This window comes from Leeuwenhoekiella palythoae (genome assembly GCF_900130045.1).
In the GTDB taxonomy this organism is placed as follows: Bacteria; Bacteroidota; Bacteroidia; order Flavobacteriales; family Flavobacteriaceae; genus Leeuwenhoekiella; species Leeuwenhoekiella palythoae.
This window is the reverse complement of sequence record NZ_FQXT01000002.1, coordinates 635,007-661,876: the sequence shown is the minus strand read 5'-3', so window position 1 is coordinate 661,876 and position 26,870 is coordinate 635,007. Positions and strand designations below refer to the sequence as shown.

Genomic DNA, 26,870 nt, shown 5'->3' with positions numbered 1-26,870 from the left:
TTAGAAAGCACCAATAAAGTGGCTTCCTTCAACATTTACTAATTCTGCTCCTTTAGTTACTTCACCGGTAGCAGTATTAACTACGTAAATATTTCCGTTTTGTCCAACAGGCGCTTGAGTTACATAGATCTCATCACCGTTTACCGCAAATCCTTGATACTGGAATAAGTAAAAATCAGGATCATAAGGAATCTCAGTAATTTGCTGTGCAGTTCTCGCTTCAAGATCTACCAATGCGAAGAAACCTTGTGCTCCTGCGACACCTTCAGCAGAACCTGCGTGGCGATATGCCAAAACAGCTTTACCATTGGCAGCTGGTCTCCAAGCTAAAATATAAGCTTCCTCAACACCTAAAGCCTCATCAAGATTGAATTCGTAAGAATCATCATATTGGTTATTTGAACCAATTCTTAAAATGTGCGACCCTTGTGGATCTCCTTGATTTGCCTGATATACGGCACCGTTATATTCAAAAGCATTGATGCTTCGGTAACCGTTAGTATTCCCAAGACCTACACCAGAAGTGATCACTACAGGATTCATTAAAGAAGGGTAATCTAAAACTATAGACTTTGATGCAAGAGTTTCACCATTACTATCACGTTCACCTGTTTCAGGATCCACTTTGCTTAAACGGGCTCCGATGTATAATTTATCACCTGCAGCATTTAAAGTTGGCATATCAATTCTTGAAATATAATACCCCTGTGCTTCTTCTTCAGCAGAAAGCGGCACACTGTGCTCCTGAAAGTTTAGAATTTGTGAGTTCACTAAATCTAATGTCACGATCCCCATAGTTGCTTCAGTACGCTCGTAAAAATCATCGGTTTCGTCTTCTGGAGTTCCGTTATCGTTAAATTGATTTTCTGTAGAAACATAAACTGCTGCTCCTGTTTGATCACCATCAAATAACTTGATCCAGCGCGGCGCAGAACCTACATAAGGAGCGATACTGATCTCTGACCCGGTTTGTACGAAATCCTGACCACCTTCTACATTGTATTTGGTGTAATTTCCACCAGTATCTCCGGCATAACTGATGTTAAAAATGGTAGTACCATCTTCTGATGCTTGTAATCGAGCTGTACGGTTAGAAGGTACGATAAAGCCATTATCAAAAGGCTCTATAGAAATAGTAGGATCTTTTGCTTCTTCACTATCTAAAGCATAGATCAAAGTTCCTCCGTTACCGTCGCCGGGATTGTCTCCCATTCTAGCTGCAGCTACGGTGATCCATCGTGATGCCTCTTCTTCAGGTTCTTCTCCTCCGGCATCTGCACTATCGTCTGTACTACACGCTGTCATAAGACCCATTGCTAAAGTCACAACAGCAAAAGCTTTAAAATTTAGATATACGCGTTTCATTGTTTATTGTGTTAAACGGTTAAAATTTATTGAATGAATAATTAAGTTTTAAATAGAATGCTCTTCCCGGTTTTTGTACCGAAAGATTATCATACACCGGCTTGTCAAAAATATTTTTGACGTCAAAACTGAGTACAAAACTCTTGTTGGGAAAGAAGTAACTCATCCCAAAATCTTGCGCCAATTGCTCAGGCACTTTAAAGAAATCATCTCCAACTGTATTGGATCCCTGCGGAACCAAATAGGAGAATTCCCCGGTATAATACAGCGTATAGAATAGATCTACACGAGATTGTTTCTGCAACAGATTTTTTAAAGAATAGCGCAAGTTTCCGTTCATCGTCAAAAACGGAGTGTTGGGCACAGCTACAGAAGTACCACGGTTTTCAATTTCTAAATCAAACTTTGAGATATTGAAATTCGCCGAAAGATTATTGTTGTACACATAATTTACCTGCGCATCAAAACCTTGCGAGGTACCACTACCCTGATTCACATAAACGATAAGTTCGTCATCAACATTCAGCGAAGTTTCAATAGGTAAACCTATGCGATCTTTGATATTACGAGTGAAAAAATTAGTAGACAAAGTCACCCGGTGCTTATTGAAGTTAAAGGCACCTAGTCTAAAACCAAGATTGTAATTATTGCTTTGTTCAGGATTGATACTTGAGTTGGCCACCACGTTATCTCCGTCGTTTCCGAAGATTTCGGTTTCGTTAGGTAGGCGTATTGCTTTTTCGGCAGAAGCCAGTAAGAAAACTTCTGGTGTTAAACCGTAAGATGCTGCAAAGCCATAGCCTTGAAACTCTTTATTGCTGCTCACGACCTCATCAACTATCACACGCTCACCTGCTTCATTGGTCACTACCGCAGGATCTTTGCTTATGGTTTTTTGCTGGTAGTATTTTCCAAATAAACTCGCTTTTAACCGATCATTAAAGGCATTTACCTCATAGGTTAAAGACACGATATTCTTATGCAGGTCGCGGGTTCCTACAAACGTATTTTCAAGCAAGGGACGCAGCGCATCACTGTCCTCCCGATCAATACCGCTGTAGACATGATTAAGCAGTACTTTGTGATTGTCGTTAAACGCATACGCCAAACCGGTTCTGATAGAGGCCACGTTTCTGCTGATCTTAGCTAGGGTTGGCCCGCCTTCTTGTTGAGAACCCCAAGTATACTCATACTCGTCTCCCCTAAAGTCGATCGCCCGTTCCCCATTCCAGCTATACGCTGCAGCAACTGTGTCGCTCAATTGCCGATTACGCGTACCATAATATCCGTTGATATTGACCTCAAAACCTTTGGTAAATAAGTCTTTCTTTTGGTAGGTTAAATTTGCAAGCGCCACATCAGACTCATAAAATCTTCCTTTATACGGCATAATCGTCATAAAGGCACCGTGTTGCACTTCGTTATAATCGTCAGAACCGGTAAACCCAAGGTAAAACTGGTCTGCCCAATCTACGTTAGTATAACCCACCTGTACAACACCACCGGTAGATCTGTAAGCATCATTAAAACGCCTTGCGGTAATAGGCGTTTGCACACCACCTAAACCGGTCACTACAATGCTTCTACCTGATACTTTATAATCGTTATCTGAATAGTTATGGAAACCGGAAGCTTTAATTGTAAATCCTGAATCTTCAAAACGATACAGCCCATTCACACTGGCTTGCAACGTATTAAATGATCCGTAAGATACCGAAGCATTAAGATTGGTTCCGGCAGATTTATCTAAAACAATATTTATGGCTCCTCCTAAAGCATCGTCAGAAAGATGCCCAGGAACCACCCCTTTGTAAACTTCGATTTGTTGAATCATCGATGGTGGAATGCTGTTCAAATTAAAGGCAGACCCAAACGTTGAAATAGGGATCCCGTCTATAAAAATGCGCACCGCACTTCCTGAAAGTCCGTTGAGGCTGTACTGCACTTGCGAGCCCAGACCACCATTCTGGCGAATTTTTACACCTACTGTGGTATTTAGTAATTCGTTTGTCTGAATATTGCGCTGTGCAGCTTCTTCGGTACTGACTACATTTACTGCAAAACCCTTTTTCTCCATAGTGGTTTTAATAGATTCTGCACGTACCGCTACCTCATCTAGCTCATAATCTTTCGCATTATCTAACCGAATATCTTTGCGCAAACTGGCACCTTCAATAAAGGCCTGATCAAATGCAATAAAATCTCCGCTAGCGATCTCAAGGAGGTAGGTTCCGATAGCGAGGTTTTTAAAATTGTAAAAACCTGCACTATTGGTACGGACTTCCTTTTTAAAAGAACCTTTACTTAGTTTAATTTGAGCTCCTTCTACTAGGTAGCCGTTAGCATCTTTTACGATACCGCTCAATGAATATTGAGCAACAGCAATTACAGGGAGTAAGAGAAAAAGAATGAGTAAATTTTGCTTCATCAGTAAAACTTGAAGGCGCAAAATAAAACCTATTTAGACTAAGTACAAATAAAAATAACACTCCTAAGCATTTATCGTTAAGCCCTTTAAACACTGCTATTAAAACGTTTTTCTGATCAAAAAAATACACGATTTAATTGTTAAAATTATGGCCGAAGCGCTATAAAGACGTCAAATCGTTAAACAGAAGGGGTGTTTTGTTTAACAGAATAGCTCGAGAAATGGTTATAAATCTTGAGCAAAATGCAGTAATCATAATGCATGCTCCATTATCGATACTGCAGATATATTTAAATTGTATAAATTACACTTAATTAGAAATTTCAAATCGCCTTTACCATGAAATCATCTTTTGCATCCTCCTTATTTTGGATGGTAGTTTTTACTTTTTCACTGCAGTGTGTTGCTCAAAAGCCTCTGGAAGCTTATCTCTTTGCCTACTTTGAAGGTTCTGGAGCTGACCAGGAAGCTATTCGATTTGCCGTGAGTGATGATGCTATTCATTGGAAGGCGCTCAATAAGAATAATCCAATTATTCCTTCCGCAGCCATTTCAAATACCGGTGGTGTAAGAGATCCGCATCTTTTAAGAGGTGCTGAAGGCGATGGCTTTTATATGGTGGCAACCGATATGTTTACCAAAAAAGACGGCTGGGATACCAACCCGGGAATTGTTTTAATGCATTCTGATGATTTGATAAACTGGCAATCAACTGCGATCAATCTTGAAAAATCGTATCCCAAATTTAAAAACACTAAATGGGTGTGGGCGCCTCAAACCTTCTATGATACTAAGAAAAAGAAATATCTGGTGTATTTTACCGTGCGCTCTCACGACAACCTCAAACTCGACTTTTACGCTGCTTATGCCAATAAAGATTTTACCGATTTTGAGGCTGAACCAAAATTACTGTACAGCGCAAAAGATGGCGCCATTGACGGAGATATCATTTATAAAGATGGAACTTATCACCTTTTTTATAAAGGCAACACCAAAGACGCAGCAGGCACCGAAATACAAAATGGCATAAAGCAAGCAACCAGTAAAAAGCTTCTAGGCCCCTACACGGAATCTTTTGAATATATCGACTTTTACGCCGATAAGAAAACAACTGTAGAAGGCAGTTCGGTTTTTAAACTGAATGATAAAGATGAATACCTTCTTATGTACGATTTATATTCTAGCGGAAGGTACGAGTTTCAGCGTAGCAAAGATCTCTATACCTTTACTAAAGAAACCGAATCTTTTACAAAAGATTTTCATCCCCGACACGGTAGTGTCATTAGTATTACCAAAGAAGAAGCGCAACGCCTCGATCAAAAATGGGATGGCGTTCCTGTTTCTTTGCTCACCGATGCAAAAGGACGCTATCGCTTTCAATCGCAAGGAAACCCTATAATTCAGCATAAATACACCGCAGACCCGGCAGCACTGGTAGAAAATGATACGCTCTGGTTATTTACCGGTCACGATTATGCGGGCGGACAAAAAGGTTACAAAATGAAAGATTGGCTGGTATATTCTACCACCGATTTAAAAAACTGGACCGAACACCCTATACCTCTCAAGATCGAAGATTTTACCTGGGCAACTAGTGGTGACGCCTATGCCGGTCACGTCGCTAAAAGAAATGGAAAGTACTATTGGTACATCAGCACCAACTGGAACGGGATAGGTGTCGCAGTAGCCGATAAACCTGAAGGGCCTTACAAAGACGCGCTGGGCAAACCGCTGCTTACGAATGAAGATTGTTTTGCATCGAGCCACTCTTGGACCTGCATTGACCCGGCCATTTTTATTGACAAGGACGACCAGCCTTGGATCTTTTGGGGAAATGGGGTTTGTTATTACGCAAAGCTGAAAGACAATATGATCGAGATCGAGGGCGAAATTAAAACCATAGATTTTGAAGGTCTAGAATTTACCGAAGCACCTTGGGTTCACGAGCGTAACGGTAAATACTATCTAACTTACGCTACGGGATTTCCTGAAAAGATCGCTTATGCCGTTGCAGATAAAGTTGATGGACCGTACACCTACAAAGGCATTCTCAATGAAATTGCCGGCAATAGTAACACCAATCATCAAAGTATTGTTGAATTTAAAAATGACTGGTACTTTATCTATCACAACGGTGGCATTCAACCCGATGGTAGCAGTTACAGCCGTTCGGTTTGTATAGATCCTTTACATTATAATGAAGACGGAAGTCTAGAGCGTATTCAAATGACTACGGAAGGTGTCCAGGCCAAAAACTGATGCTATTGGTATTACTTTCATAAAGAGAAAGCCCATCAAATGACGGGCTCTACTGTTTAAAATTCTATCTTAGGTCTTATTCTAAAGCTGCTAGAATTTTATGGAAGATTTCTGTGTTTTCGTATGCTCCTCTAAACTTTTCCGCCTGCGGACCATAGGCAAAAACCGGAACCATAATTCCCGTGTGGTTGGTAGTTAAAAATTCGCCATGTAGTTCTCCTCTATTTAGATCACCACTGATGATCCCAAACCCGGAAGTCTCGTGATCGGCGGTGATCACCACTAGCGTATTCTTAGTCTTGTCAGCGAACTTTAAAACTTCGGCAATGGTTTGATCAAAATCAAGCATTTCTTGTACAATTCCGCTGGTATTGTTAGCGTGCCCATTGCTGTCAATCTGCGCCGCTTCGATCATCATAAAGAAGGGTTTTTGATTGTTTTCCAGAATTTCTAGCGATTGTTTTACACTGTTAGGTAAAAGCGGTCCGCGACCATCTGCGATCGAAGGTACTTTCCCATCACCCACATAAATTGCGGTTTTTTCTTCAATGGAATTAAAATCGGCTAAGGTTTTTACTTGATACGAGTCAGGAACCAGCGCTGCTTTAGATTTTCCACCAGCGATAAAAAAGTCAATTTCACTTCCTTCCAGATCCGAAAGAATACCTTTTGCATCATCACGTTCTTTGCGGTGGGCAAAAAACGAAGCCGGAGTTGCCCCGTCAATCGCATCTGTTGTGATCAACCCGGTAGCAAAACCTTTTCCGCCCAAAAGCTCTGTAATGTTTTGAAGCGGCTGATCATCAGGATCTACGCCAATCGCGCGGTTATGTGTTTTAACTCCCGTGGCCATTGCCGTTGCTCCGGCAGCAGAATCAGTAACCAGGTCGTCTGTCGCAGCTGTTTTAGAAAAACCGATGTCTTTTAACTGCGTTACCGTGAGGTTTCCGCCGTTAGCAACCTGCGCGGAAGTGATCTGCGCTAGTCCGTTACCATCGCCGATCATCAAAATCACATTTACCGGCGTGCCCTCATAGTCAAACTGATATTCCGGTTGATACACTTCGATTTGCTGTGGATTCACATAGGTATTTTGATCAAGCGTTTTCAGATACGATACGGCTTCCGCAGGCTTATCAGTATTGATAAAATCCACTCCAAGATTGGCAAAACGCGTCCAGGCAATTTTGGTATCCGGACATGCCCAAAAGCGGAATGGCTTCTTCACTGCGTGAGCTTTTGCAATCGCTGCCTCTACCTTTTCAAGTTCGGGAGCAACCATATTTCCAAAGCCATTCCAAACGGAATAGTTTTTATAATTCACGCTTACCAAAGCAACTTTACTTAAATCAATGCTATCCAGATCCTCCAGATTTTGATGATCAAACCGAATAAAATCAGGATACTCTGAATAGTCTGTTGCCTTCGGCTTGTTGCCGGAAATCACAAAACGCAGCCCTTCAACCTCAGCTAAATTTTGCTTTTCGATAGTCTTTATGATGGATTTCAGCGTAGCTTCAGCATCAGATTTTATATCGATCAACAATTGAAGATTTCTCAATCGGCCTTCTGTTTGCAATTGTTTAAGCGGCTGTAAATACAGTTTATCAAGTGTATTTGCCTTATTGATTTCATTTTCGCTATGCGTTACAAAAAGCGTATTTTCTTTTAAAAATACATCCACTTCGATACTGCTGGCACCGCCGATGTAGGCTTCCCAAAACGGAAATTCCTGTGCATAATCGTTATGCGCGTGAACTTTATAATTGGACTTCTGCTGTGCAAAACTCAGGCAACACAGACAAAGGAAAAGGATTAAAATGCTGTTTTTCATATTCTTATTTTTGAGCCTTGATGGCGTTTAAAATTTTGTGATAAATCGCACTGTTTTGATAAATTCCTTTAAAATGATCAGCGCCTTTTCCGGCGGCGAAAACCGGGATCAACTCACCACTGTGTTGGTCTGTAATGAAATAGACTGCGACTTTTTCTGGCACTTCGGTTTTCTTACCGGTTTCTTCATCTACCTCATAATATTTACCAATGCTAGCCCCGCCGGTCTCGTGATCTGCAGTGATGACCAAAAGCGTGTTTGGGTGTGCTTCTACATAGTCTAAAACCGCACCGATGGTTTGATCAAAATCAGCAACTTCCTGTATCATCATTTCAGCATCTTTGGCGTGTCCGCCCCAATCGATGTACGAACCTTCGATCATTAAAAAGAAAGGTTTGTTGTTGGCGTCAAAATACGACAGTGCTTCTAAACTCGCGTCTTTTAAAAAGTCCCCACGCCCTTCGGTTTTAGAGGGAAGACCTTCTTCTTCGATAATAAAGGCGTTGCGCATACCTGGTTTTGATTTGCTAAGCGCGAGCGTATCTAAGTTATAATTTCGATTTAAAAGCGTTTGAAACAAATCTTGATCATCACTACGCTGACTGAAAAATTTACGACCACCGCCGGCTAAAAAATCTACATCAGCCGTAGCCAATTGCGCCGCGATCTCCTCGTGCATATCGCGATCCTTTACGTGCGCATAAAATGCTGCGGGCGTGGCATGCGTAATACTCGTTAAGCTGATGAGTCCGCTCTGGTAACCTTCTGCTTTCAGTTTTTCTAGAATCGTCTCCTTCGGAATGCTATCTTTTGAAACACCAATCGCACGTTTATAGGTTTTCTCTCCTGTAGAAAACGCTGTGGCTCCCGCGGCAGAATCGGTGATCAAATGACTTGTGGAATAGGATTTATGCAAGCCAATGGTCTCAAAACGTTCAAAGTTTGAATTTCGGTCTCCAAAATAAAAAGCACTCGACACCTGCGGAATTCCCATCCCGTCTCCTATCATTAAAATGACATTTAAAGGTTCGTCACTTGAGGCTTCCTGTTTTATGTTTTGTGTAGTACTACAACCCTGCATTATCAATGCACTGATTGCCACACTTGCGCTAATTAAATAGTTTTTCATTGTATATTTTTTAAAAAAGTACAACGGCAAGAGTTGCCTCTTGCCGCTGTTACTAACACACACTTAAAATTTAGTATCCTGCGTTTTGCTCTAGATATCCCGGAGTGTTTGACGCTCCGTCTATCGCTTCCTGAGGAATTGGGAATAATCTGTGATGTACATCACTGTCAGTTTTTGAGGTCCACGAATCTTCGTAAGTACCAAAACGAATTTGGTCGCTACGACGTGACATCTCCCAGTAGAACTCAAAGCCACGCTCACGCAATAATGTAGGCAAGGTGATTTGAGTAAGAGCAGCCGGAGTTTGCTCTGGTCGTGCATTTCTAGAGGTACGTACGGTATTCACATCAGTTAAGGCACCTGCCGCATCGCCCATTCTCAATTTAGCTTCAGCACGCATTAAATACACATCTGCAAGACGTAATAAAACCAAGTCTACATTGCTGTAATTGTTTCCATCATCTGAAGTTTTACTGAATTGCCACTTGGCAAAACGATAACCGCTTGCATAACCTGCACTTCCGTCCAGGCTAATGTCTAACGTGTGGTCAACGTAATACACAATGTCTTCAGGGTCTGAACCATTCTCACGCGCCTCAGCAAGCGGATAAATTCTAAATCCGCTGTTACCGTTACCATCGGTACCGGTCATAAAGCTTCCTGATCTAAAGTTTTCTTTACGTGGAGCCCACATCGTACCGCGAATGATTCCACGGTCGATCTCAAAATCTTCACCTGCAATGAAGTAATGGTCTTTATCTGTACTTAAGCCTAAGGTATCTTTAGAATACGGGGTCAAATCTGAAATATCTTCTAGTTCAGCGGGCACCTGCGCATTCTTTTGATAAAAGCGCGCATCTGCATCTGCAGGATCTACATTACCGTAAGCGTCTACCCAATTTTGATAAAACTCAGGCGTAGCGGCAGGACCATCGGTACCGTCCATACTTAAATAAAAATCACCCGGTCTTGGGAATAACGAACCAGACATAGACCAGTACGCCCAGCGGTTGTGATCGTTGTTCAATACCCCACGAAGATCAAGCGCAAAAATAAGCTCAGCATTGTCGTGATTCTCGTCATTAAAAAGATCGAAATATTCCGGTGAAAGCGCATAGCTTCCGTTATTGATGATGCGATCAGTATAACTTACCACATTAGCCATATCTTCATCAGTAAATACCGGAGTTCCGTAAGGATCTCTGTAAACTCCTGCATTCAGATATAATTTGGCTAAAAATCCATAAACCGCATCTTGCGTCATACGTCCGGGACCGTTAGTAGTACTCAGGTTTTCTAGCGCAGCAAGAAATTCTTCTTCGATATAGGTTACTGCTTCGGCACCTCTTAAAACTTCTGAAGTTTCTGAAGTGGCTTCCTTTCTAAAAGTAAGTCCCCAGCTGTCTAAAAACAACATGTTCTCATACGCACGTAGCGCACGCATTTCTGCCAATCCCTGAATCGCTTCAGCATCACCAGCTTCCGCAAGCGGTGTTAATACATCTATTGCTGCTACCGTTCTAAACAATGCGGTCGTAAGGTAACTCCAAGATTCTGTAACCAAACTATTGCTAGAAGACATCAGGTGTCTGTGCGCTGTGGTATAGGTATCGTTATCTGCCCACTGCGTTCCGCCAAGACCGGTACGCGGAGGAAGGATTGCTTCGTCAGAAGGAATTTCCTGTAACCCAAAATATCGCGTATGTCTAAAGGTTTGTGGTAAAATACCGTAAGCCGCAGAGATCGATCCTGTAACAGGCTCTGCGAGTCCGTCTGTTCCCGTTAGGGATTCGTCTAATATTTCTTCTTCAAGGTCTGTACAACTACTGAAGAGTAAAGCACTAAGCCCTAAAACCAGTGTGAAAATTCTATAATTCATTGTAAACAATTTTTAATTTTTTAGAAGGATACATTTAAACCAAATACCACCGTACGTGCTTTTGGATAGGTGTAGTAATCGATACCGTAGGATTTTGAATCGGTAGAGCTCCCGGTGTTCAATTCAGGATCAAAACCAGTGTAGTCTGTAATGATAAACAGGTTTTGCCCGGTTACTGATAGGCGTACATTGTCTAACCACTTATCCATCCCGATCACTTCAGGATTTAAGCTATAAGCAAGTGTCGCATTATTAAGACGTAAAAACGCACCATTCTCAAGAAAACGAGTAGAAACGGTATTGGTGTTACTTGGATCTTCATTTGCGAATTCTATCGCTTGATCTGTAGTATTCAAGGAGTTTGATAATTGTGTCTTATTAAACAAACTCATACGGGTATGGTTGTAGATCTCATTACCACTAACCCCGTTAAAGTTCAAGCCTAAGTCAAAGTTCTTGTACTTGAATTTTAAATAGAATGCATAAAGAATATCAGGTACTGCGCTTCCTGCAGAGATACGATCGCTATCATCAATCTGGCCATCACCATTAAGATCAGTATAGGTACTCAATCCATCAGCGCCAATTCCTGTAAACTCACGCAAGAAGAAATTACCTATTGGCTGATTGTTCATATATCCGTTGATGGTCGCTCCGGTTTGCCCTGCACCACTTGCGGTTCCTGTAGTTACAATGGTAAAAGGAGAATCCGTGATCTCATTTTTGATGTAGGAAATGTTTCCTCCTATATTGAATGAAAAATCACGGCTGCGATCACTTTGATAATCTAAAGCGACTTCAATACCGCTGTTTTTGATCTTCATATCAGGAATGTTCTGCCACTTATAGCCTACTTCGTCAATAGGATCTTGAGTAGAAAAATAAAGCAATACATCATTGGTTTCCTTTAAAAAATAATCTACCGAACCACTCAATTTATAATCCAGAAAACCGAAGTCTAAACCAATATTCGTCTGTGTGGTTTCTTCCCACTGAAGATCAGGGTTTGCCGTACGTGCGAATACTAAACCGTAGTCGTAGCCTTCTCGTGTGGTGATCCCCTCGTTTAAAGGATAGATATCATCATCTGCAAAGCTTTCGCCATAGCTTAAACGAGTTTGTTTAGATGGAATTTCCTGATTACCTGATTTACCCCAACTCGCTCTCAACTTTAAGTTGTTGATTCCTGAGTCTGCCATAAAATCTTCTTTGAAGATATTCCATCCTAAGGCTAAAGAAGGAAAAGTCGCATAACGATTATTCTCACCAAACTTGGTCGAACCGTCAGAACGCAAGGTTGCGGTTACCAGATATTTGTCTTGAAAGGTGTAGTTTACACGACCAAAAAACGACTGGAGTTCGTTACTAACCGCATCTGAATATTGCGTTGCATTCTCACCACGCGCCGCTTCAAGCTGGTAACGCGGTTCGATACCATTGTCTGGAAAGTTTTCAAAATAGAATCCTTTTTCGTGTATGTAGAACTTCTGGTACGAATGTCCTGCTAATACGGTTAATCCGTGATCGCCAAACGTATTATCGTAGGTTAGCGTGTTTTCAACCAGCGTATTTCTATTTATCGTAAACGATGTTGTGATCGAACCTTGCGCATAATCAGGATCTGCAGAATACGGAATATATTGAATATCACGATCTGTAGTAGAATAATCTACACCTAAGTTTAATTTATAGGTTAGATGATCTACAAATTCTAACGAAGGTGCGATGTTAGCGATCATACGGTTATTGTTAGAATAATCACCGTAGATATCCTCAATGATAAGCGGGTTAATCCCGGTACCAAACACAGTAGGTTCACCGTTAGTATACGCCGGCGTTGTTGGGTTTAGACTCAACATATTGCTCACCATGGTGCCGATGTTAGGGCGCGTATTTTCGGTGCGGGTTGCGGTAAGGTTCAGATCGATCTTTAAACGATCATCCCAGCCTTTTTGAGTTACATTAGCGCGTGCCGAATAGCGCTTCAAATCACTGTTGTTGATAATACCTTCTTGATCATCAACCCCAATAGACGCAAAATAAGAAGTTGTCGCCGTACCACCACTCATCGAAAAATTGATGTTGTTGGTAATTGCTGTACGCGTCAACTCATCTTGCCAATCTGTATTTGCACCATTGTCGCTAAGGCTTCCGCCTATTTGCGGTACGATAGTTCTAAACTCGTCTGCTGAGAACACATCAATTTTATTAGCGATAGTTGCAATAGCGGTAGAAGCCGAAAAGTTCATTTGTGTTCTTCCTGCTTTACCTTTTTTGGTAGTGATCACCACCACCCCGTTTGCTGCACGCGAACCGTAGATCGCAGCTGCCGAAGCATCTTTCAACACGTTGATCGATTCGATATCCTGAGTATTGATAAAGTTCAGCGGGTTTGTTGCCAGACCGTTCCCGGAGTTGTCCAAGACAAAACCGTCAACCACATAAAGTGGAGAAGTTCCGGAGCGTAGGGTTCCCACACCACGTATGATGATGTCTTGCCCGGCTCCCGGCTCACCACTCGCGTTAGTAACGTTTAAACCAGACACTTTACCTTGTAACAAGTTCCCTGGGTTGTTCACCACACCTTTGTTAAACTCATCGGCAACTACAGAGCTTACCGCTCCGGTTAAGTCTGATTTCTTCTGAGTACCATAACCTACAACAAGGACTTCATCTAATTCTGAAGTATTTGCGGCAAGCTGAATATTATAATTGGTTTGTTGAGAAACCGTGATGGTTTGCGTTTCAAAACCCACATAAGAGACTTCAAGCACATCGCCGGCACTGGCATCAATGCTAAAATTTCCGTCAAAATCTGTGGTGGTTCCTATAGAGGTTCCTTGCAACATTACTGAAGCTCCGGGTAATAATACCCCGTCACTATCAGTTACAGTACCGGTTATCGTTTGTTGTAGGGTTGCGCTTGCAACAGGAGCTATACTCGTTTTAAGTGCCAAATATGGCGTCTTCGCTTGGGTTTGTGTAGAAAAAAATACAATTGAAGCGAACGCAACTATATTTTTATACGTAATAGTATTATTTTTAAAATTCATGGTTAAGTAATTGATTGGACACAATGCTTAATAATGTACGGCGCAGTTGTTGATAGCAGCTGCGTTTTTTGTTGGGAGTGTTACATAGAAATTCGTTTTAGGGATGCTTATTTCAAGCCGCTAAATAATTGAATTTCTCGCTAAAAGGTTTTACGTAAGTATTAAGTAAGTTTTAACAGTCGCCGGTAAGGAAGGTAAGGGAGCAAGCACGCAGGTTTTTAAAGAATCATTGATTCTAGCAACCACTTTTAAAGGTATTCTCAGAAAAGCCGGCAAATTCATTCAGAAGACAGAATAAATGACATTTTCACACTTAAAAGCAGCATCCCGTGTTATTGTAGATTTAGTAACATAGCACGCTCTGGAGTTAATCTTAGCTTTACAGAAGCATAGTTTTAAGGTTACAGTACAAAAACCTTTCTTTTATAATAGAGCGATAAGCTATTAGAAGCCTTCTTTGATCTGGGTTAGGCCTTTTTTGTCCAGAAGCTTTATGCGTTTTCCCTTGGTCTCAAGCAGTTGTTCTTTTTTAAATTTAGCAAGGGTACGTATGCAGAGTTCGGTGGCGGTGCCCACCACATCAGCAATATCAGAGCGTGATAGAATAAGTGCGAGATAACCTTCATCGTCTTGACCAAAGGTTTTATCTAAATACAGCAAAACCTCAGCCAGTCGCTGGTTAACCGTTTTCTGCGCCATATTTACAATCACATCATCGGCGAGTTTGAGCTCCTGAGCCATATATTTTAATATAGCCTGAGTGAAAGCCGGATTGTCTTCTATACGTGCAGTGATGTTAGTCTTAGGAATAAAACACACTTCCATATCATTAAGTGCAACCGCGCTAAGATTGGTAGCTTCCTCTGCAATCACCGAACGTTGCCCCATCACCTCTCCTTTAGAAGCGATCTTGACAATCTGATCTTTTCCGTTGTCACTTATTTTAGAAAGTTTTGAGACCCCGTTACGCACGCAAAAAACCCCATTGAGTTTTTCTCCTTCTTTAAAAAGCGGTTCGCCTTTTTTAATGGTACGGGTTTCCTTACTATCAGATATGGCTTTAAGCTCTTCTTTTTTAAGAGCTTTTAGCGAATTCAACTGTCTGATAATGCAGTTTTCGCATCTGGATTCTTCGTGTGCAGCCATACTTCAAAAATACCACTATTTTTTTGAGAACTGACAAAAGTCATCTTTTAAGCCTCCCTTCTTTTAGTCCTTTGTATCAGGTATTTGAGCAAATTAGATTAAAATGGAAAACTGCTATCATTGTGGTGACCCGTGTTTAAGCGACAGCATAACGCATCAAGACAAGATGTTTTGCTGTAACGGCTGTAAAACGGTGTACGACATTCTTCACGAGAATGATCTGGAATACTATTACAACCTTGACCAAAATCCCGGGATCTCACCTAAAGCGGTGCAAGGCAAGTTTGACTTCCTCACCAACGAAACCATTCTTGATAAACTCCTGGAGTTTAACGAGCAAAACACACAGATCGTTTCATTTACGATCCCTGCGATACATTGCAGCTCCTGCATTTGGGTTCTAGAAAACCTCAACAAACTCAACGCTGCCATAAAAAATACGCAGGTCAATTTCCCGGAGAAAAGCATCCGTATTACATATGACGCTTCGGTGATCGCTTTAAAACAGGTGGTAGAACTGCTTTGTATGCTGGGCTATGAACCGGCGATCTCTCTTGAGGATTTTAATAAAAAAGAAAAGAAAACAGACCGTTCCCTAATTTACAAACTGGGCGTAGCCGGTTTTGCTTTTGGGAATATTATGTTTTTATCCTTTCCGGAATATTTTGAGGTCGAAGAATTCTGGCTCGACCAATACAAGCATCTTTTTAGAGGCTTAATGCTGGCGTTCTCGATTCCTGTGGTGGTGTATTCTGCTCAGGATTATTTCCGCGCTGCGTATAAATCCATACGCTCAAAACTGCTCAACATAGATGTACCCATCGCATTGGGTATTCTGGTGCTTTTTGTTCGCTCGTGCGCCGAAGTGCTTACCCAAACCGGAACGGGCTTTTTTGACAGTCTCGCCGGTCTGGTTTTCTTTCTCTTACTAGGGAAATTCTTTCAGCAAAAAACCTATGCATTTTTGTCTTTTGAACGGGATTACAAGTCCTATTTCCCCATCGCTGTCACCCTTCTGAAGCCGGCAAAGCATTTTAAAAACAGGTATTTAGAACAGCAAGTTCCTGTGTACGAACTTAAACCAGATGACCGTATTCTTATTCGGAATGGCGAACTCATACCCGTAGACGGAATATTGCTGAAAGGAGAAGGTTTACTCGACTACAGTTTTGTTACCGGCGAAGCCGAACCCGTTGCTAAAAATGCGGGCGACACGCTTTTTGCCGGCGGAAGACAGCAAGGCGGTATCATTGAAATGCGCGTAACCAAAGCCGTAGAGCAAAGTTACCTCACGCAATTATGGAGCAACGAAGCCTTTAAAAAAGAGAAACAAACCCACCTGAATAGTCTTACGGCACAAATAAGTAAACACTTTACTTGGGGAGTGCTCAGTATCGCTACGCTAGCCGGCTTGTTCTGGCTGATGTACGACCCCTCTATGGCGCTTAATGTGTTTACCGCGATTCTCATCGTGGCTTGCCCGTGTGCTTTGGCACTTTCGGCACCTTTCACACTGGGCAATTTGCTGCGCATCACCGGTAAACACAAATTATACCTTAAAGATGCGGCCATCCTCGAGCAGTTGGCAGACGTAGACCATATTGTTTTTGACAAAACGGGCACGCTTACCACTTCTGCCGAAACGGCGATTCGCTATGAAGGCTTGGCCTTAACCGAAGATGAAGAGTCGCTGGTCACCAGCACCCTAAGAGCTTCAAACCATCCGCTGAGTCGCAGCTTATATGCTATTCTTAAAAATCATGATATTCAGACGCTTGATGAATTTGAAGAAGAAGTAGGACACGGGATTTATGGGACAGCAAACCACAACAGCGTTAAAATAGGTTCGTATGATTTTGTAGGCGGAAGAAACGCCAATTGGATCTTCAAAAATGGCAAACGCACGGTGGTGCACATCAGTACCAATGCCACTTACAAAGGCTGCTATGTTTTTTATAATCGCTTCCGTGAAAGTTTACCTGCTGTTTTTGAGGCACTTTCAACCACCGCTGATCTGGCAATTCTCTCCGGTGACAACACCGCCGAAAAACAAACTTTAGAACGTCTCATAAAACAACCAGTGCAGATGCATTTCAATCAGAAACCAGACGACAAGCTCAATTTTATTAAAAGCTTACAACAACAGGGCAACAGGGTGTTAATGATTGGTGACGGTCTCAACGATAGCGGCGCTTTGGCGCAAAGTGATGTAGGCATCGCTATTTCAGAAAATATCAATGTATTCTCACCGGCTTGTGACGGGATTCTTGACTCTTCGCGCTTTAAGGATCTGCCCCAATTTATTCAACTGGCAAAACGAGGAAAACGTATCATTAAATGGAGTTTTGTATGCTCATTACTATACAATTTAGCCGGACTGGTGCTAGCGATCTCGGGTAATTTAAAACCGGTGTATGCCGCTATTCTTATGCCGCTGAGTTCTATAAGCATCGTCATATTCACTACGCTTAGCTCCTATTTCTACGGAAGTAAACTAAAACAACAAGAAAAAACCGAAGCAATTTCCAAAAGCTGATTTATGTCATCTTTTAAGCAAACACACCCCGGTAATTTTACAATATAAAATCAGGTAGGTATGAGTATCATTTATATGCTTCTCGCGATAAGCGTGGTGGTGGCTGTGGTCTTTTTTGTGGCCTTTATCCTCTCGGTAAGACAGGGACAGTACGATGACACCTATACCCCATCTGTACGTATGCTTTTTGAAGACGAACTCGTAAAAGCTGCTTCTAAAACTTCAAAAGCTACACCACAACCTAAAACCCAAAACAACGCTAATCGCAAACTGAAGTAATCATGCAAACAGAACAGTTTTATTACGATAACAAGATCGTAAGAAAGTTTATCAATGCCACCATCTTCTGGGGGATCATTGGTATGAGCGTAGGACTACTGCTCGCCTTTATGTTTTTATTTCCCAACCTTACAGATGGCATCTCGTGGCTCAGCTTTGGGCGCCTACGTCCCCTACATACCAATGCGGTGATCTTTGCCTTTGTAGGAAACGCTATTTTTGCCGGGGTCTACTACTCGACCCAACGCCTGCTTAAAGCACGTATGTGGCAAGACTGGCTCAGTAACTTTAACTTTTGGGGCTGGCAGCTCATCATTGTAGGTGCTGCGCTTACGCTTCCGTTAGGCTATACTACTTCAAAAGAATATGCAGAACTCGAGTGGCCCTTTGATATCGCCATCGCTTTGGTATGGGTAGCTTTTGGAGCCAACCTTATCGGTACGATCTTAAAACGTAGACAGCGTCACCTGTATGTTGCGATCTGGTTCTATTTGGGAACCTTTGTCACCGTAGCGGTGCTGCATATTGTAAACAGCATCGAGATCCCGGTAAGCGCTCTTAAAAGTTACTCGGTTTATGCCGGTGTACAAGATGCACTGGTACAATGGTGGTATGGCCACAACGCGGTAGCCTTCTTTTTAACGACCCCGTTTTTAGGCTTGATGTATTACTTTGTGCCTAAAGCGGCAAACCGCCCGGTATATTCGTATCGCCTTTCTATCGTGCATTTCTGGTCGCTCATCTTTATCTATATCTGGGCAGGACCACACCACTTATTGTATTCTGCATTACCCGACTGGGCACAAAACCTTGGGGTAGCTTTCTCAGTAATGTTGATCGCACCGTCTTGGGGTGGAATGATCAACGGATTATTAACCCTGCGTGGGGCGTGGGATAAAGTACGTACCGATCCTGTTTTGAAGTTTATGGTAGTTGCCATTACCGGTTATGGGATGGCCACTTTTGAAGGGCCAATGCTCTCACTTAAAAACGTAAACGCGATCGCACACTTTAGCGACTGGGTGATCGCACACGTACACGTAGGTGCTTTGGCGTGGAATGGTTTCCTAACCTTTGGTATGGTATACTGGTTAGTACCGCGCCTGTTTAAAACCAAACTCTGGTCTACCAAACTGGCTAACGTGCATTTCTGGGTAGGAACTTTAGGGATCATTATGTACGCGCTACCGATGTATGTTGCAGGATTTGTGCAAGCGTCTATGTGGAAACAATTCAATCCTGACGGAACGCTTACCTACGGAAACTTCCTGGAAACCTTAACCGAGATCATCCCAATGTACTGGATGCGTGCCATAGGAGGTAGCTTGTATATTCTGGGTGCTTTTGTAATGCTGTACAACGTGTTTAAAACCGTAAAAAGCGGAAGCAAAGTAACCGACGAACTTGCTGAAGCTGTACCGCTACAACGCGTGACCAGCAAGCGTACCGCAAAAGAAGGCTATCATACCTGGTTAGAGCGTCGCCCGGTAAAACTTACCATTTTTGCAACCATCGCTATTTTGATCGGAGGTATGGTTCAGATCATTCCATCCTTGATCGTTGACGATTATGTACCGGTAATCTCCACCGTAAAACCCTATACCCCGCTTGAATTAGAAGGTCGTGACCTTTACATCAGAGAAGGTTGTGTGTCGTGTCACTCACAAATGATCAGGCCCTTCCGTAGTGAAGTTGAGCGTTATGGCGAGTATTCCAAATCAGGAGAATATGTCTACGACCATCCATTCTTATGGGGTAGTAAACGTACCGGGCCCGACCTGTTACGTGTAGGCGGAAAGTACTCAGACAACTGGCATCTTAACCATATGTACGATCCGCAGAGTACCTCATCCGGTTCGATAATGCCTTCTTACAGTTGGTTGATACGCAGCGAACTCGACAAGTCGAAGACCGAAGATAAGATGAGAGCAATGCAAAAACTGGGCGTGCCGTACACGGTTGAAGATATCGAACGCGCACAACAGTGGATGCTGGAGCAGGGAACCCAAATAGAGCAAAACCTCTATACCGATCCTGATTTTGCAGACACCTATGAGTCTGATAAAGCCTATGCGCAAGAAAACGGTGAAGATTTCGTAGAAATGCGCAACCGGGAGATCGTTGCCCTTATCGCGTATCTACAACGCTTAGGAACCGATATTAAAATTAAAAACAGCCCTGAAGTAAGCGCTGCTAAAACCGAATAGCCATGTTGAAATTTGTAAAACAGAATCTAGAAAATATTGATGGGGTAAGCATCTACCCCACCATCTCCCTACTCATCTTTTTCCTCTTTTTTGTAGCGCTCTTCTTATGGGTATTTACAGCCAAAAAAGAGCACATCAACGAAGTGAGTAACATTCCGTTAGACGACCAACTAAAATCTGAACACTCATGAGAAGTATCGCATCACTTATACGCATTCTGGTTTTTGCCAGCTTTGCCTACCTCTTTTTAAATTATGTAGGAACGCCCGAAGACGAAGCTTCAGTATTCACCACACAAAACTGGTTGTGGGCCATTTATGCCGTACTGGTTTTTATGTACATCGCTTTTGAGATCTGTATAGAAAGCCTACGCGCTGTACTCTTTAAAACCCTAAAGCCGGAAGCTCAAGCACACTATCAGGCAGAAGTTGCGGCAAAAAAAGAGCAACGTACCGCTTGGTTTAAAGGTCTTTATGCAAAACTCACCCGAGTAAAAGCTATTGAAGAGGAAGACGAGATCATCCTAGACCATAACTACGATGGCATCAAGGAACTTGACAATAACCTCCCGCCGTGGTGGGTATACGGGTTCTATGCGACCATTCTATTCGCGGCCATTTACCTCATTCGTTTTGAAGTACTGGATGGCGACAACCAGATCGACGAGTATGAGCAAGCAGTGGCTCAGGCAAAAATAGAGATCGAAGCATACAAGAAAACCGCAAAAGATCTTGTAGATGAAAACACAGTAGAATTGCTTACCGATGCTTCAGACATCAAAGCCGGGGAGAATATCTTCAGCGGTAATTGTGTGGCATGTCATAAAGCCGGCGGTGGCGGTGGTATCGGCCCCAACCTTACAGACGATTACTGGATCTTAGGTGGAGGCATCAAAAATGTATTCCATACGATTTCTGAAGGAGGTCGTGCCGGTAAAGGGATGATCGCCTGGAAAACCGACTTGAAACCGAGTGAAATTGCACAGGTGGCTAGTTATGTATTGAGTCTGCACGGTACCAATCCCGCAGATGCTAAAGAGCCTCAGGGTGACCTTTGGGTTGATGAGAACGCTCCTATTGAAGAAGCTCAGGTAACGCAAGATTCGACACAGATCGAAGTGTTATTAGAAACAGAAACCGTAACCGGAGATATCATTCAGACTAAAGAATAAGCCATGGCTTCTCAGGATCAAGAACATTTTAGAGACAGTATAGGAACCATCAACGAGGAGGGAAAACGCTCGTGGGTGTATCCTAAAAAACCGGTGGGTAAACGCTATGAGTACCGCAAGCTGGTGAGCTATGTGCTCTTGATCTTTTTATTTGGCGCACCTTTTATATACATCAACGGCAATCAGTTTTTGATGTTCAATGTGCTGGAGCGCCGCTTTAATATTTTTGGGTTTCCCTTTTGGCCGCAAGACTTTCACCTGTTTGTGATCATTATGATCACGGGCGTGGTCTTTGTGGTACTCTTTACGGTCGCTTTCGGAAGGCTTTTTTGTGGGTGGATTTGTCCGCAGACCATTTTTATGGAGATGGTCTTCCGCAGAATTGAATACTGGATCGAAGGCGACCGCGGGAAACAAATGCGTCTGGATAAAATGTCTTGGAATGCTGAGAAACTAAGAAAACGCAGTATTAAATGGAGCATCTTTTTTGTGATCTCCTTTCTTATTGCCAATGTGTTTCTTGCGTATCTCATAGGTAGTGATCGTCTTATGCAGTACATCACAGACGGGCCGGCCAATCACGTAGGCACCTTGATCTCGCTGCTCATCTTTACCAGTGTATTCTACTTTGTGTTTGCCTGGTTTAGAGAACAGGTGTGCATCATCGTTTGTCCCTACGGAAGGCTGCAAGGCGTACTGCTCGATAACAAATCGATCGTTGTGGCCTATGACCACAAGCGCGGAGAAAAAGAAGCCGGCAGAGCCAAATTTAAAAAGTCTGAAGATCGCGCTGCAACCGGAAAAGGAGATTGTATCGACTGTGCACAGTGCGTGCAGGTATGTCCTACGGGTATCGATATTCGCAACGGCACCCAGTTGGAGTGTGTGAATTGTACCGCTTGTATCGATGCATGTAACCAGATGATGGAAGCAGTGAATCTACCTAAAGACCTTATTAGGTATGCGAGTGAAGAGAATATTGAGAAGAAGTCAAAGTTCACCTTCAATGCCCGCTTAAAAGGCTATACCGCGGTATTGGTGATCCTGCTGGGCGTACTTACAGGAATGCTGTTTTTGCGCAATGATATTGAAGCAACCGTATTGCGACTTCCGGGGCAATTGTATGAGCATAAAGGCGAAGACATCATCAGCAATGTGTATACCTACAAACTCATCAATAAAACCACCAAAGAGATTCCTGAGGTGCATTTTGAATTGATCTCTCATAAAGGAATCATACGCGTTGTATCACACGATCGCATTCAAGTGCCTGAGCAAGGCCTTGCCGAAGGAACGCTGTTTATTGAAGTAAACAGTCACACACTCAAAGACGAAAAGGAAAAACTGAAAATTGGGGTCTATAGTGAAGACCAACTTATTGAAACCACGACTACGGTGTTTTTAGGACCCCGCAGTTATAAATAATTAGAATTATGAGTACAAAATCAAACCAAAACTGCTGCTTAGGATGTAAAAGCGGCTACCCAGGACAAAATCACAATTGTAAAGTGCGCTTGCTTAAGGAAGCCGAAGAACGCAAAGCCTTGAGTCAGGAAGAACTGGCAGAAAAATATGCCTAACCCACACGGGGTCGCTTATACGTCAACTATAAAATTAGCAGTATGAAAATCAATTGGGGAACCGGTCTGGTCATGGGTATGGTCTTATTTATAGGCTTTATCATGTTTTTTGTGATCACCATGACCACAGACGATAAATACAGCCACGATCTGGTGGCCGAAGATTACTATAAACAAGAAATGCAATTGCAGGAAACTATTGATGCCGCTATCAATGAGGCACAGCTGGAAACTCCGGTGACCGGTAAAAAAACCGAAGCCGGTTACGCGCTTCAGTTTCCTGAAACATTTGATCCTAAAGAAATAACCGGAAAAGTGTTCCTATATAGACCGTCTGGCAAGCACCTTGATTTTGACATTCCGATAGCCTTGTCAACTTCTACTTTGCTCATACCTGACAGCCGCTTGCTCGACGGTCGCTGGAACATTACCGTAAACTGGGCGTATCAAGGCAAAAAATATCGCTTTGAGAAAGCCATAACCTATTAAACGATGATCTGGACGGCATTACTTTTTGGACTTTTGGGTAGCTTTCACTGCGTGGGTATGTGTGGCCCCATCGCTTTTCTTATGCCGGTAGATCGCAACAATCCTGTGAAACGCTTTTTTCAGGTGCTGAGTTACCACAGCGGCCGACTCTTTACCTACGCGATGCTGGGATTAGTATTGGGCTATCTGGGGCGCGGACTCCAACTTTTTGGCCTGCAACAACAAGTCTCTATCGCTGTTGGGGTTTTGATGATCCTCGTGATCCTTATACCCCAAAAGCGTATGGGAACCTACAGCTTTTCTAAACCTGCTTACCGCCTGGTAAGCCGACTCAAAACCGCGTTGGGCGTTCAGTTAAAAAAGAAGAAGGCTGCTACCTTTTTCACGCTGGGCCTCTTAAACGGTCTCCTTCCCTGCGGCTTGGTCTATATGGCGATCTTTGGAGCCATCGCTTCCGGTGGTGGGGTACAAGGCGGCGTCTATATGCTTTTTTTTGGATTAGGCACCCTACCGCTTATGACCACCGCCATTTACCTTGGTAATTTCTTAAAGGGAAAAACCAAACAGCTGCTCGTTAAAGCCATTCCCGTAGCCGTAGTGCTTATGGGGTGCCTGTTTATCCTACGCGGACTGGGGCTGGGCATTCCTTACATCTCTCCCTCCAATCAAGTCGCCGTAGCAGAAGTTGCAGCAACGCATAGTTGTCATTAACGTATGTTGTATATAACAATTTAGTTACCTCCTAATGTCGGTTTGAATACTTCTTATTTCATATCGTATTCTTTTCTTTTGTACTCAGGAGTTAGTTATTACAGAGGACTTCGTGAATCTGCGATTTGCATCGCCCAAAAAAGAAACAAAAAAGTCTAGGCTTATTTTTAGATCCTTGAAAACTACACGAACGCCTTTGCCTGCGGATAGCAAACCGCTGCGCTAAGCTATCCTCCACTGCCCATCACTGCGGCGCCCGCTTGTTTTACTACAGATCTAAAAAGTAGGCCAGTATTTCTCCTTAGACACTTTGGTATGTTATGTCACTTCGAGCGCAGTCGAGAAGCTATTGAAGCAATAACTCATTTCGACCATCGGGAGAAATCCCATCCTGTATCCCTCATCCCCAGCCCTTCTCTCCCGAAGCTTCGGGAGAAAAGAGTTAGCTTATTGTGTGATCTTCCCGATAGCAATCGGAACTAGTCGAGATGACTGATAACACCAATACCCGAAGGGTTAAACGGATCTGAAACTTCCCTCGGTTCAGAATAGCTGCAAGGGCAGAGCGTTAAGGAAAGGTCTAGTAGACCTTTTTAGCGAATGAGCCAGGTGGCGCATTGACTTTGGAATGGAATACTTTACTTCAAGTAAGAACTACTTTGAGAAAAATATGAGTAGCGACGCGGAGCTGACAAAGCGGTTTTTGCCTGATAAGGCAAAAAATTCCTAAGCGAGGGGGTCTTTTCTTTTGTTACTTTTCTTTGGACAAGACAAACCGAGGATACGAGGTTCACGAGCTCCCGTAAAATAGAAATCAAGCGAGTAAAGAAAATGAACAAAACAACATTCTAAAAACAAACATTCAAACCGACCTTAGGAGGTTAACGCCCTACAGAAAAATGAAAAAGAAAAAAGCCTGCTCCGGTCACAGGAGCAGGCTTTCACCAATCAAAAAAATCAAATGAGCCTGGCCTGACTCAAATGGTCATCGAAAAAAGCTTGGTTTCCGGTTTGTTACGCTGTAAACGCAAATCAAAAGGCAAACACACGTTGCGCACAAACGGCTTTCCTTTTTCGGTTACTCGTAAGCCTTTGTTCTCAAAAATCAGGAGTCCGTCAGCTTCCAGTTCTTTCAGTTTGATCAACACTTCAGGCAATTCGTCAAAATAAAGCGACGGCGTCTCCCAACTGGTTTTAAAATGACACATCAGGTTGAGGATGTGCTGCCGTATTTTTAAATCTTCTTCGGTAAGAAGATGTCCTCGAAACACCGGCAGGATCTCATTTTCTAACAGGTGATAATATTCTTGAATTCCCTTTACATTCTGTGCAAAGCCGTACCAGCTATCACTGATCGCCGACACGCCCAGTCCCAGCATCACCAGAGTTTTAGAAGCAGTATAGCCCATAAAGTTGCGGTGTATGCGCTCTTCCTGCTGTGCGTGATACAGATCGTCTGTAGGTAAGGCAAAGTGATCCATCCCGATCTCTACATAACCTGCTTCGGCAAGCAGCTGTTTGCCTACCTCATACTGCTCGCGCTTTGCTTCCGCCGTTGGCAAATGGGCTTCATCATATCCGCGTTGCCCATTCCCTTTGATCCACGGTACGTGTGCATAGCTGTAAAACGCAATACGATCTGGAAAGAGTTGTATGGTTTTCTCGAGGGTATTTTTTACGTGCTCCAGTTTTTGAAAGGGCAAACCGAAAATAATATCGTGTCCCACCGAGGTATACCCCGCCTGTCGTGCCTGATCTGTAGCGCGTTGTACATGCGCAAAAGGCTGAATGCGATTGATGGCTTTTTGCACGGTCTCATTATAATCCTGGACCCCGTAACACACCCGTTTAAAACCAAACGAAGCCAATGTCTCCAGATGCTCAAGCGTGGTATTGTTGGGATGCCCCTCAAAACTCATCTCGCACTGCGGCGCTTTATCGGCGTGTTTAAAAATGCCATTGATGAGACGGGCAAGATTCTCTTCTGAAAAAAAGGTGGGGGTGCCCCCACCTAGATGCACTTGTTGTAGTACAGGTCGCTCCCCTACAAAGCTTCTGTACAGTGCGAGCTCTTTTAGCACCGCATCGATGTATGGCGTTTCGACACTGTGATTTTTGGTAATGCGTTTGGTACAACCACAAAACGTACACATCGACTCACAAAAGGGTAAGTGAATGTACAGGCTGATACCCTCGCGTTTATTGCTTTCTAAAAAACTGGCTTTAAAGGTGGCTTTCCATTCTTTAAGGCTAAAGGTTTCCTGATCCCAATACGGCACGGTAGGATAGCTGGTATACCGTGGGCCGGGAACATTGTATTTACGTACTAAACTTGTCATTGCTACTGATCAAAAAACTCCCGGAAACCTAATATATAAGATTCCGGAAGCTTTGGTTAAGAATTGAATTACGGTTCTTGTAAGACCTCACCGTAGGTTGCTAAGCGCTTAAAGCAGCATTCCTCCAGCAATGATCAAGGTGTTCACCACCGTGCTTGCTACTAAGAGTTTAAAAATAAGCTGCGGCTTTTGCACCGTTAGAATCGACGCATTGTGCAAGCTGCAAAAAACCACCGTGATCATTACAAAAAGCATTTGTAACAGCGTATGCCCATGCATCAGGGTAGTCATAATAGCTACCGATCCTAAACATGTACTTAAAATGATTCCTATAGCGGAATAACCAATGATGTTGTGGGTAAAGTCGTTTTGAATTTTTGAAAAAGTGATCATACCTGAAAAATTTAATGGTTATTAAATTACAGGGTAAAAGTACCGGGAGGCAGGCAGCTATTTTATGACTTT

At 42.9% G+C, this 26,870-nt stretch carries 19 protein-coding genes; 10 read left to right on the top strand and 9 right to left on the bottom strand.

The window, feature by feature from the left end; all coding sequences use genetic code 11:
• A complete protein-coding gene (locus BUA96_RS06460) occupies nucleotides 1-1,365 on the bottom strand; it encodes a hypothetical protein (RefSeq protein WP_072981466.1) in 1,365 nt (454 codons plus the stop codon).
• Nucleotides 1,366-1,384: 19 nt separating this feature from the next.
• A complete protein-coding gene (locus BUA96_RS06455) occupies nucleotides 1,385-3,793 on the bottom strand; it encodes a TonB-dependent receptor (protein WP_072981465.1) in 2,409 nt (802 codons plus the stop codon).
• Nucleotides 3,794-4,132: 339 nt separating this feature from the next.
• Between BUA96_RS06455 and BUA96_RS06450 the strand changes: the two genes are divergently transcribed.
• The gene (locus tag BUA96_RS06450) at nucleotides 4,133-6,052 is read left to right on the top strand and encodes a family 43 glycosylhydrolase (protein ID WP_233430616.1); all 1,920 of its coding nucleotides are present in this window, start codon (nucleotides 4,133-4,135) and stop codon (nucleotides 6,050-6,052) included.
• 76 nt (nucleotides 6,053-6,128) lie between these two features.
• Here the strand turns inward: BUA96_RS06450 and BUA96_RS06445 are convergent, their stop codons facing one another.
• The 5 genes from BUA96_RS06445 to BUA96_RS06425 all read right to left on the bottom strand — a co-directional run bounded on the left by BUA96_RS06445 (nucleotide 6,129) and on the right by BUA96_RS06425 (nucleotide 15,093).
• Entirely contained in the window at nucleotides 6,129-7,886 is a 1,758-nt protein-coding gene (locus BUA96_RS06445; protein ID WP_084673074.1) for an alkaline phosphatase, read from the bottom strand.
• A gap of 4 nt (nucleotides 7,887-7,890) precedes the next feature.
• On the bottom strand, nucleotides 7,891-9,015 hold the full coding sequence (locus BUA96_RS06440; RefSeq protein WP_072981463.1) for an alkaline phosphatase: 1,125 nt from the start codon (nucleotides 9,013-9,015) through the stop codon (nucleotides 7,891-7,893).
• A gap of 70 nt (nucleotides 9,016-9,085) precedes the next feature.
• Complete coding sequence (locus tag BUA96_RS06435; protein ID WP_072981461.1) at nucleotides 9,086-10,894, bottom strand: RagB/SusD family nutrient uptake outer membrane protein; 1,809 nt, start codon at nucleotides 10,892-10,894, stop codon at nucleotides 9,086-9,088.
• Between the two features lie 20 nt (nucleotides 10,895-10,914).
• The gene (locus BUA96_RS06430; protein WP_072981460.1) at nucleotides 10,915-13,947 is read right to left on the bottom strand and encodes a SusC/RagA family TonB-linked outer membrane protein; all 3,033 of its coding nucleotides are present in this window, start codon (nucleotides 13,945-13,947) and stop codon (nucleotides 10,915-10,917) included.
• A 444-nt stretch (nucleotides 13,948-14,391) separates the two neighbouring features.
• Nucleotides 14,392-15,093, bottom strand: coding sequence for a Crp/Fnr family transcriptional regulator (locus tag BUA96_RS06425; protein WP_072981458.1), 702 nt, complete (start codon nucleotides 15,091-15,093; stop codon nucleotides 14,392-14,394).
• A gap of 103 nt (nucleotides 15,094-15,196) precedes the next feature.
• On the opposite strand from BUA96_RS06425, the gene BUA96_RS06420 reads away from it, so the two are divergent.
• Genes BUA96_RS06420 through BUA96_RS06385 form a run of 9 tightly spaced genes read left to right on the top strand, consistent with a single transcriptional unit; the run spans nucleotide 15,197 to nucleotide 24,066 of the window.
• Complete coding sequence (locus BUA96_RS06420) at nucleotides 15,197-17,629, top strand: heavy metal translocating P-type ATPase (RefSeq protein ID WP_072981457.1); 2,433 nt, start codon at nucleotides 15,197-15,199, stop codon at nucleotides 17,627-17,629.
• Nucleotides 17,630-17,689: 60 nt separating this feature from the next.
• Entirely contained in the window at nucleotides 17,690-17,908 is a 219-nt protein-coding gene (ccoS, locus tag BUA96_RS06415) for a cbb3-type cytochrome oxidase assembly protein CcoS (protein WP_072981455.1), read from the top strand.
• 2 nt (nucleotides 17,909-17,910) lie between these two features.
• A complete protein-coding gene (ccoN, locus tag BUA96_RS06410) occupies nucleotides 17,911-20,115 on the top strand; it encodes a cytochrome-c oxidase, cbb3-type subunit I (RefSeq protein WP_072981453.1) in 2,205 nt (734 codons plus the stop codon).
• A gap of 2 nt (nucleotides 20,116-20,117) precedes the next feature.
• Nucleotides 20,118-20,306, top strand: a complete 189-nt coding sequence (locus tag BUA96_RS06405) for a CcoQ/FixQ family Cbb3-type cytochrome c oxidase assembly chaperone (RefSeq protein ID WP_072981451.1) — start codon at nucleotides 20,118-20,120, stop codon at nucleotides 20,304-20,306.
• Nucleotides 20,303-21,286, top strand: coding sequence for a cbb3-type cytochrome c oxidase N-terminal domain-containing protein (locus BUA96_RS06400; protein ID WP_072981449.1), 984 nt, complete (start codon nucleotides 20,303-20,305; stop codon nucleotides 21,284-21,286). Before BUA96_RS06405 ends, BUA96_RS06400 begins: the two co-directional genes overlap by 4 nt.
• Before the next feature lie 3 nt (nucleotides 21,287-21,289).
• Nucleotides 21,290-22,711 carry a cytochrome c oxidase accessory protein CcoG gene (gene ccoG, locus BUA96_RS06395; protein WP_072981447.1) on the top strand — a complete coding sequence of 474 codons (1,422 nt, stop codon included), beginning with the start codon at nucleotides 21,290-21,292 and terminating at the stop codon, nucleotides 22,709-22,711.
• A gap of 8 nt (nucleotides 22,712-22,719) precedes the next feature.
• A complete protein-coding gene (locus BUA96_RS17265; RefSeq protein WP_164916914.1) occupies nucleotides 22,720-22,866 on the top strand; it encodes a hypothetical protein in 147 nt (48 codons plus the stop codon).
• 42 nt (nucleotides 22,867-22,908) lie between these two features.
• Nucleotides 22,909-23,355 (top strand): FixH family protein, encoded by a 447-nt coding sequence (locus tag BUA96_RS06390; RefSeq protein WP_072981445.1) that lies wholly within the window; start codon nucleotides 22,909-22,911, stop codon nucleotides 23,353-23,355.
• Between the two features lie 3 nt (nucleotides 23,356-23,358).
• Complete coding sequence (locus BUA96_RS06385; protein WP_072981443.1) at nucleotides 23,359-24,066, top strand: sulfite exporter TauE/SafE family protein; 708 nt, start codon at nucleotides 23,359-23,361, stop codon at nucleotides 24,064-24,066.
• A 977-nt stretch (nucleotides 24,067-25,043) separates the two neighbouring features.
• Here the strand turns inward: BUA96_RS06385 and hemN are convergent.
• Together hemN and BUA96_RS06375 are read right to left on the bottom strand one after the other, a co-directional pair.
• Nucleotides 25,044-26,405, bottom strand: coding sequence for an oxygen-independent coproporphyrinogen III oxidase (gene hemN, locus BUA96_RS06380; protein WP_072981441.1), 1,362 nt, complete (start codon nucleotides 26,403-26,405; stop codon nucleotides 25,044-25,046).
• Between the two features lie 108 nt (nucleotides 26,406-26,513).
• A complete protein-coding gene (locus tag BUA96_RS06375; protein ID WP_072981440.1) occupies nucleotides 26,514-26,798 on the bottom strand; it encodes a hypothetical protein in 285 nt (94 codons plus the stop codon).
• Between the last annotated feature and the right edge of the window lie 72 nt (nucleotides 26,799-26,870).

What these genes read in the sequence shown, in the direction of transcription:
- ccoN (WP_072981453.1), top strand. Translation starts at nt 17,911, where the DNA reads ATGCAAACAGAACAGTTTTATTACGATAACAAGATCGTAAGAAAGTTT.
- BUA96_RS06445 (WP_084673074.1), bottom strand. Translation starts at nt 7,886, where the DNA reads ATGAAAAACAGCATTTTAATCCTTTTCCTTTGTCTGTGTTGCCTGAGT.
- BUA96_RS06435 (WP_072981461.1), bottom strand. Translation starts at nt 10,894, where the DNA reads ATGAATTATAGAATTTTCACACTGGTTTTAGGGCTTAGTGCTTTACTC.
- ccoG (WP_072981447.1), top strand. Translation starts at nt 21,290, where the DNA reads ATGGCTTCTCAGGATCAAGAACATTTTAGAGACAGTATAGGAACCATC.
- BUA96_RS06390 (WP_072981445.1), top strand. Translation starts at nt 22,909, where the DNA reads ATGAAAATCAATTGGGGAACCGGTCTGGTCATGGGTATGGTCTTATTT.
- BUA96_RS06460 (WP_072981466.1), bottom strand. Translation starts at nt 1,365, where the DNA reads ATGAAACGCGTATATCTAAATTTTAAAGCTTTTGCTGTTGTGACTTTA.
- BUA96_RS17265 (WP_164916914.1), top strand. Translation starts at nt 22,720, where the DNA reads ATGAGTACAAAATCAAACCAAAACTGCTGCTTAGGATGTAAAAGCGGC.
- BUA96_RS06375 (WP_072981440.1), bottom strand. Translation starts at nt 26,798, where the DNA reads ATGATCACTTTTTCAAAAATTCAAAACGACTTTACCCACAACATCATT.
- hemN (WP_072981441.1), bottom strand. Translation starts at nt 26,405, where the DNA reads ATGACAAGTTTAGTACGTAAATACAATGTTCCCGGCCCACGGTATACC.
- BUA96_RS06430 (WP_072981460.1), bottom strand. Translation starts at nt 13,947, where the DNA reads ATGAATTTTAAAAATAATACTATTACGTATAAAAATATAGTTGCGTTC.
- BUA96_RS06400 (WP_072981449.1), top strand. Translation starts at nt 20,303, where the DNA reads ATGAGAAGTATCGCATCACTTATACGCATTCTGGTTTTTGCCAGCTTT.
- BUA96_RS06385 (WP_072981443.1), top strand. Translation starts at nt 23,359, where the DNA reads ATGATCTGGACGGCATTACTTTTTGGACTTTTGGGTAGCTTTCACTGC.
- BUA96_RS06405 (WP_072981451.1), top strand. Translation starts at nt 20,118, where the DNA reads ATGTTGAAATTTGTAAAACAGAATCTAGAAAATATTGATGGGGTAAGC.
- ccoS (WP_072981455.1), top strand. Translation starts at nt 17,690, where the DNA reads ATGAGTATCATTTATATGCTTCTCGCGATAAGCGTGGTGGTGGCTGTG.
- BUA96_RS06455 (WP_072981465.1), bottom strand. Translation starts at nt 3,793, where the DNA reads ATGAAGCAAAATTTACTCATTCTTTTTCTCTTACTCCCTGTAATTGCT.
- BUA96_RS06425 (WP_072981458.1), bottom strand. Translation starts at nt 15,093, where the DNA reads ATGGCTGCACACGAAGAATCCAGATGCGAAAACTGCATTATCAGACAG.
- BUA96_RS06420 (WP_072981457.1), top strand. Translation starts at nt 15,197, where the DNA reads ATGGAAAACTGCTATCATTGTGGTGACCCGTGTTTAAGCGACAGCATA.
- BUA96_RS06450 (WP_233430616.1), top strand. Translation starts at nt 4,133, where the DNA reads ATGAAATCATCTTTTGCATCCTCCTTATTTTGGATGGTAGTTTTTACT.
- BUA96_RS06440 (WP_072981463.1), bottom strand. Translation starts at nt 9,015, where the DNA reads ATGAAAAACTATTTAATTAGCGCAAGTGTGGCAATCAGTGCATTGATA.